4 protein-coding genes are annotated in these 5,460 nt (G+C 73.6%); all 4 read left to right on the forward strand.

Annotated elements, in window-relative coordinates; translation table 11 throughout:
- Positions 1–97: 97 nt before the first annotated feature.
- The gene (locus ACFU99_RS31550; protein ID WP_363228809.1) at positions 98–952 is read left to right on the forward strand and encodes an RNA methyltransferase; all 855 of its coding nucleotides are present in this window, start codon (positions 98–100) and stop codon (positions 950–952) included.
- 40 nt (positions 953–992) lie between these two features.
- On the forward strand, positions 993–2,162 hold the full coding sequence (locus ACFU99_RS31555; protein ID WP_384398526.1) for an ATP-binding protein: 1,170 nt from the start codon (positions 993–995) through the stop codon (positions 2,160–2,162).
- 165 nt (positions 2,163–2,327) lie between these two features.
- Positions 2,328–3,464 (forward strand): phenylalanine--tRNA ligase subunit alpha, encoded by a 1,137-nt coding sequence (gene pheS / locus ACFU99_RS31560; RefSeq protein WP_384398528.1) that lies wholly within the window; start codon positions 2,328–2,330, stop codon positions 3,462–3,464.
- Positions 3,464–5,460 (forward strand): phenylalanine--tRNA ligase subunit beta (gene pheT / locus ACFU99_RS31565; protein WP_384398530.1); only part of this gene is annotated, 1,997 nt, incomplete at its 3' end. The genes pheS and pheT, both read left to right, overlap by 1 nt.

The following is a 5,460-nucleotide window of genomic DNA, read 5'->3' on the forward strand; positions in this document are numbered from 1 at the left end:
CGCAGGCCCCGGCCTGCGGGTCCGCTGCTGTCTGCGCGAGCCCCGTCGGCACCGCGCATCCCGTACCCGCCGCCGCACCAGAAGTGAGCCGCCGCCCATGGGCACCCCCGAGCTGATCTCCCCGCGCTCCCCGCGCGTCGCCGCCGCCCGGCGGCTGGCCCGCCGCAACTTCCGGGGCAAGGAACGCCGGTTCATCGCCGAGGGCCCGCAGGCCGTACGCGAGGCGGTGGCGCACCGGGGCGACGGCGAGCCCACCCTGACCGAGCTGTTCGCCACCCCCGACGCCGCCGAGCGCTACGCCGCGATCGTCGAGGCCGCGCACGCCGCCGGCGCCCGCGTGCACACCGCCGACGCCGAGACCCTCGCCGACATCTCCCAGACGGTCACCCCGCAGGGCATCGTCGGCGTCTGCCGCTTCCTGGACTCGCCCTTCGAGGAGATCCTCGCGGCCCGCCCCCAGCTGGTGGCCGTGCTCGCGAACGTCCGCGACCCCGGCAACGCCGGGACGGTGCTGCGCTGCGCGGACGCCGCGGGCGCCGACGCCGTGGTGCTCACCGACGCCTCCGTGGACCTGTACAACCCCAAGTCCGTACGGGCCTCCGTCGGCTCCCTCTTCCACCTCCCGGTCGCCGTCGGCGTCCCCGTCGAACGGGCCGTACGCGGCCTCGCGGACGCCGGGGTGCGGGTGCTCGCCGCCGACGGGGCGGGCGAGCGGGACCTCGACGGGGAACTGGACGGCGGCGCGATGGGCGGGCCCACCGCCTGGATCTTCGGCAACGAGGCGTGGGGGCTGCCGGAGGAGACCCGCGCACTCGCGGACGAGGTGGTGCGCGTACCGATCCACGGCCGCGCCGAGAGCCTCAACCTCGCTACGGCGGCCGCCGTCTGCCTCTACGCTTCCGCTCGTGCGCAGCGTGCTTCCGGAGGGTGCCGCTCCGTCACATCCACCTAGTAGGGTTGGCCTCCCTGGGGGCCCGAAGGGGGGTGCGGCGATGAATGTCAGGACCTCCGGCAGCAGCACGGCCGGCGCCTGCCAGCCCGTCGCCCACAGCGCCTGCGCGGGCCCCGGCGACGGTCTGACCGACGGCCTCACCGATCTCGGGCTCGACCCCGACGACCTGCCGGACGGGCTGGTCGTCGCGGACGAGACCGGCAAGGTCACCTGCTTCAACGCCGCTGCCGCCCGGATCACCGAGCTGCCGCCCGCCGAGGCCATCGGCAGGCCGCTGGAGAGCGCCCTGCCGCTCGAAGACCTCGAAGGCCGCCGCTGGTGGACCCTGACCGACCCGTACGGCGGCCTCGCCATCCGCGCCGGGCAGCCCGAGCGGAATCTGCTGCTGCCCGGCGGCCGCGAGGTCCTGGTCTCCGCCCGGTACGTACGCGACCGGCCCGCCGGCCCCGTGCGCCGCCTCGTCGTCCAGCTGCGCGGCACGGAGGCGCGCCGCCGCACCGAGCGCAGCCACGCCGAGCTGATCGCCACCGTCGCCCACGAGCTGCGCTCCCCGCTGACCTCCGTCAAGGGCTTCACGGCGACGCTGCTCGCCAAGTGGGAGCGGTTCACGGACGACCAGAAGCGGCTGATGCTGGAGACCGTCGACGCCGACGCCAACCGCGTCACCCGGCTCATCGCCGAGCTCCTGGACATCTCCCGGATCGACTCGGGCCGGCTGGAGGTGCGCAAGCAGCCCGTCGACATCGCCGCCGCCGTCCGCCGGCACGTACAGGCGCACACCACCGCGGGCCAGCGCACCGACCGGTTCCTGATCCGGGTCCGGGAGCCGCTGCCCGCGCTCTGGGCGGACCCCGACAAGATCGACCAGGTGCTCGGCAACCTGCTGGAAAACGCGGTGCGCCACGGCGAGGGAACGGTCACCATAGAGGTGTCACCAGTGGTGGCGCGGGCCCACGCGGGTGGTCCCGCCGTGGAGAGGACAGCGGTCACCGTGAGCGATGAGGGCCCCGGCATCCCCGACGAGTCGGTGGGCCGCGTCTTCACCCGCTTCTGGCGCGGCAGCAAGCGCGGCGGCACCGGCCTCGGGCTGTACATCGTCAAGGGCATCGTCGAGGCGCACGGCGGCTCGATCACGGTCGGCCGGGCCCGCGGCGGCGGCGCGGAGTTCCGATTTACGCTGCCCGTCGGCGCCCCGGCCTTCCTGGCCTGAGCGGCCCACGGGCCCACCCTCCAGCCGCGCCCTTTAGACTCGACCTTTGGCACCTTTGGCATCAATGCCGTCGGGCTAAGCGGCGCACCCGCTCGGCATCCACAGCACTTGTCAAGAGCCGAGGCGAAGCGAAGCGCACGCAGCCAATCGGAAGCACGGGAAGAGATGTCCGCACCCAATAAGTCGTATGACCCGGTCGAGGTCGAGGCCCTGAAACCGGAAGAGATCGAGCGGATGCGCGACGAGGCGGTAGCCGCGATCGCCGCGGCCGCCGACCTCGACGCCCTGCGCGAGGTGAAGTCCACCCACAGCGGCGACCGCTCGCCGCTGGCCCTCGCCAACCGCGAGATCGGCGCGCTGCCCCCGCACGCCAAGGCGGACGCGGGCAAGCGGGTCGGCCAGGCCCGCGGTGCCGTGAACAAGGCGTTCGCGGCCCGCCAGGAGGAGCTGGAGGCGGAGCGCGACGCGCGCGTGCTGGTCGAGGAGGCGGTGGACGTCACACTGCCGCACGACCGCGCCCTGGCCGGCGCCCGGCACCCGATCACGACGCTCTCCGAGCGCATCGAGGACGTCTTCGTCGCGATGGGCTACGAGGTCGCCGAGGGGCCCGAGGCCGAGGCCGAGTGGTTCAACTTCGACGCGCTGAACTTTCCGCCGGACCACCCCGCGCGCGAGATGCAGGACACGTTCTTCGTGCGGAAGGCCGACGGCGCCGAAGGCCCCGCGAGCGAGGAGTCCGGCGTCGTGCTGCGCACGCACACCTCGCCGGTGCAGATCCGCTCGATGATCGACCGCGAGCCGCCCATCTACGTCATCTGCCCGGGGCGTACGTTCCGCACGGACGAGCTGGACGCCACCCACACCCCGGTCTTCCACCAGGTCGAGCTGCTCGCCATCGACGAGGGCCTGACCATGGCCGACCTCAAGGGCACCCTGGACCACATGGTGCGGGCGCTCTTCGGCGAGGGGATGTCCACCCGGCTGCGCCCGAACTACTTCCCGTTCACCGAGCCGTCCGCCGAGATGGACATGGAGTGCTATGTCTGCCGCGGCGCCTCGGTCGGCGACCCCGACCGCCCCTGCCGCACGTGCGGCAGCGAGGGCTGGATCGAGCTGGGCGGCTGCGGCATGGTCAACCCGCGGGTGCTGACCGCCTGCGGCGTGGACCCGCGGAAGTACAGCGGCTTCGCCTTCGGATTCGGTATTGAGCGGATGCTGATGTTCCGCCACAGCGTGGAGGACATGCGAGACATGATCGAGGGTGACGTGCGCTTCACCAGGCCGTTCGGGATGGAGATCTGATGCGTATCCCGCTTTCCTGGCTGCGCGAGTACGTCGACCTGCCGGCCTCCGAGACCGGCCGCGACGTGCAGGCCAAGCTCGTCGCCACGGGCCTTGAGGTCGAGACCGTCGAGCAGCTCGGCGCCGGTCTCGAAGGTCCGCTGGTCGTCGGCAAGGTGCTGACCATCGAGGAGCTGGAGGGCTTCAAGAAGCCCATCCGCTTCTGCACCGTCGACGTCGGCACGGCCAACGGCACCGGCGAGCCGCAGGAGATCGTCTGCGGCGCCCGCAACTTCGCCGTCGGCGACAAGGTCGTCGTGGTGCTGCCCGGCGCTGTGCTGCCCGGCGACTTCAAGATCGCCGCGCGCAAGACGTACGGCAAGGTCTCGCACGGCATGATCTGCTCCGGCGACGAGCTCGGCATGGGCGATGACGGGACCGGCGGCATTATCGTGCTGCCGCCCGAGTACGAGGTCGGCACCGACGCCATCGCGCTGCTCGAACTGGTCGACGAGGTCCTGGACATCGCCGTCACCGCCAACCGCGGCGACTGCCTGTCGCTGCGCGGCGTCGCCCGCGAGGCCGCCATCGCCTACGGGCTGCCGCTGCGCGACCCCGCCCTGCTCGACGTGCCGCCGCCCAACTCCTACGGCTACCTCGTGGGCGTCTCGGACCCGGCCGGCTGCGACCGCTTCACCGCGCGCACCGTCACCGGGCTCGACCCCGACGCCCGCTCCCCGATCTGGCTCCAGCGCCGCCTCCAGAAGGCCGGCATGCGCCCGATCTCGCTCGCCGTCGACGTCACCAACTACGTGATGCTCGAACTCGGCCAGCCGCTGCACGCCTACGACCGGTCCCGGCTCGACGGGCCGATCGGCGTGCGCCGCGCGCAGCAGGGGGAGAAGCTCACCACCCTCGACGGCGCCAAGCGCGTCCTGGACGCCGACGACCTCGTCATCACCGACAACAGCGGCCCCATCGGGCTCGCCGGCGTCATGGGCGGGGCCGACACCGAGATCGCGGACGTCACCCGCGACCCGGAGACCGGCGAGAGCAGGGGCACCGCCGACATCGTGGTGGAGGCCGCGCACTTCGACGCGCTCTCCATCGCCCGTACGGCACGCCGCCACAAGCTGTCCTCCGAGGCGGCCCGGCGCTTCGAGCGCGGCGTCGACCCGAACGCCACGTCCGCCGCCGCGCAGCGCACCGTCGACCTGATGGTGCTGCTCGCGGGCGGCACCGCCGAGGCCGGCGTCACCGAGGTCGTCGCGCCCAGCGCGCCGCGCACCATCAGCATCGCCGCGAACCACCCGGACCGGGTGGCGGGCGTCGAGTACGGCCGGGAGACCGTCGTGCGCCGCCTCCAGGAGGTCGGCTGTGACGTGTACGGGCAGGACGAGCTCGTCGTCACCGTGCCCAGCTGGCGGCCCGACCTCGCCGACCCGAACGACCTCGCCGAAGAGGTCATCCGGCTGGAGGGCTACGAGAACCTGCCGTCCACGCTGCCGCAGCCGCCCGCCGGCCGCGGGCTGACCGAGCGGCAGCGGCTGCACCGCCGGGTCGGCCGCGCGCTGGCCGGCGCCGGGTTCGTCGAGGCGCTCAACTACCCCTTCCTGGGCGAGGACGTCTTCGACCAGCTGGGCCTGGCGGCCGACGACCCGCGCCGCACCGTGGTGCGCCTGGTCAACCCGCTCTCCGACGGCGAGCCGGCGCTGCGCACCACGCTGCTGCCGGGGCTGCTCACCGCGCTGCGCCGCAACGACGGCCGCGGCGAGCACGACCTCGCGCTCTTCGAGACCGGACTGGTCTTCCGGCCCACCGGCCAGGAGGCGCCCGCGGTCCGGCTGCCCGTCGACCGCCGCCCCACCGACGAGGAGATCGCCGCCCTGAACGCCGCGCTGCCCGCGCAGCCGCGCCGGGCCGCCGTCGTCCTCGCCGGGGCGCGCGAGCAGGCCGGCTGGTGGGGCAAGGGCCGCCCGGCGACGTGGGCGGACGCCGTCGAGGCGGATCGTGACGC

Source organism: Streptomyces sp. NPDC057654 (genome assembly GCF_042800135.1).
Lineage (GTDB): Bacteria > Actinomycetota > Actinomycetes > Streptomycetales > Streptomycetaceae > Streptomyces.

What these genes read in the sequence shown, in the direction of transcription:
- ACFU99_RS31550 (WP_363228809.1), top strand. Translation starts at nt 98, where the DNA reads ATGGGCACCCCCGAGCTGATCTCCCCGCGCTCCCCGCGCGTCGCCGCC.
- pheS (WP_384398528.1), top strand. Translation starts at nt 2,328, where the DNA reads ATGTCCGCACCCAATAAGTCGTATGACCCGGTCGAGGTCGAGGCCCTG.
- ACFU99_RS31555 (WP_384398526.1), top strand. Translation starts at nt 993, where the DNA reads ATGAATGTCAGGACCTCCGGCAGCAGCACGGCCGGCGCCTGCCAGCCC.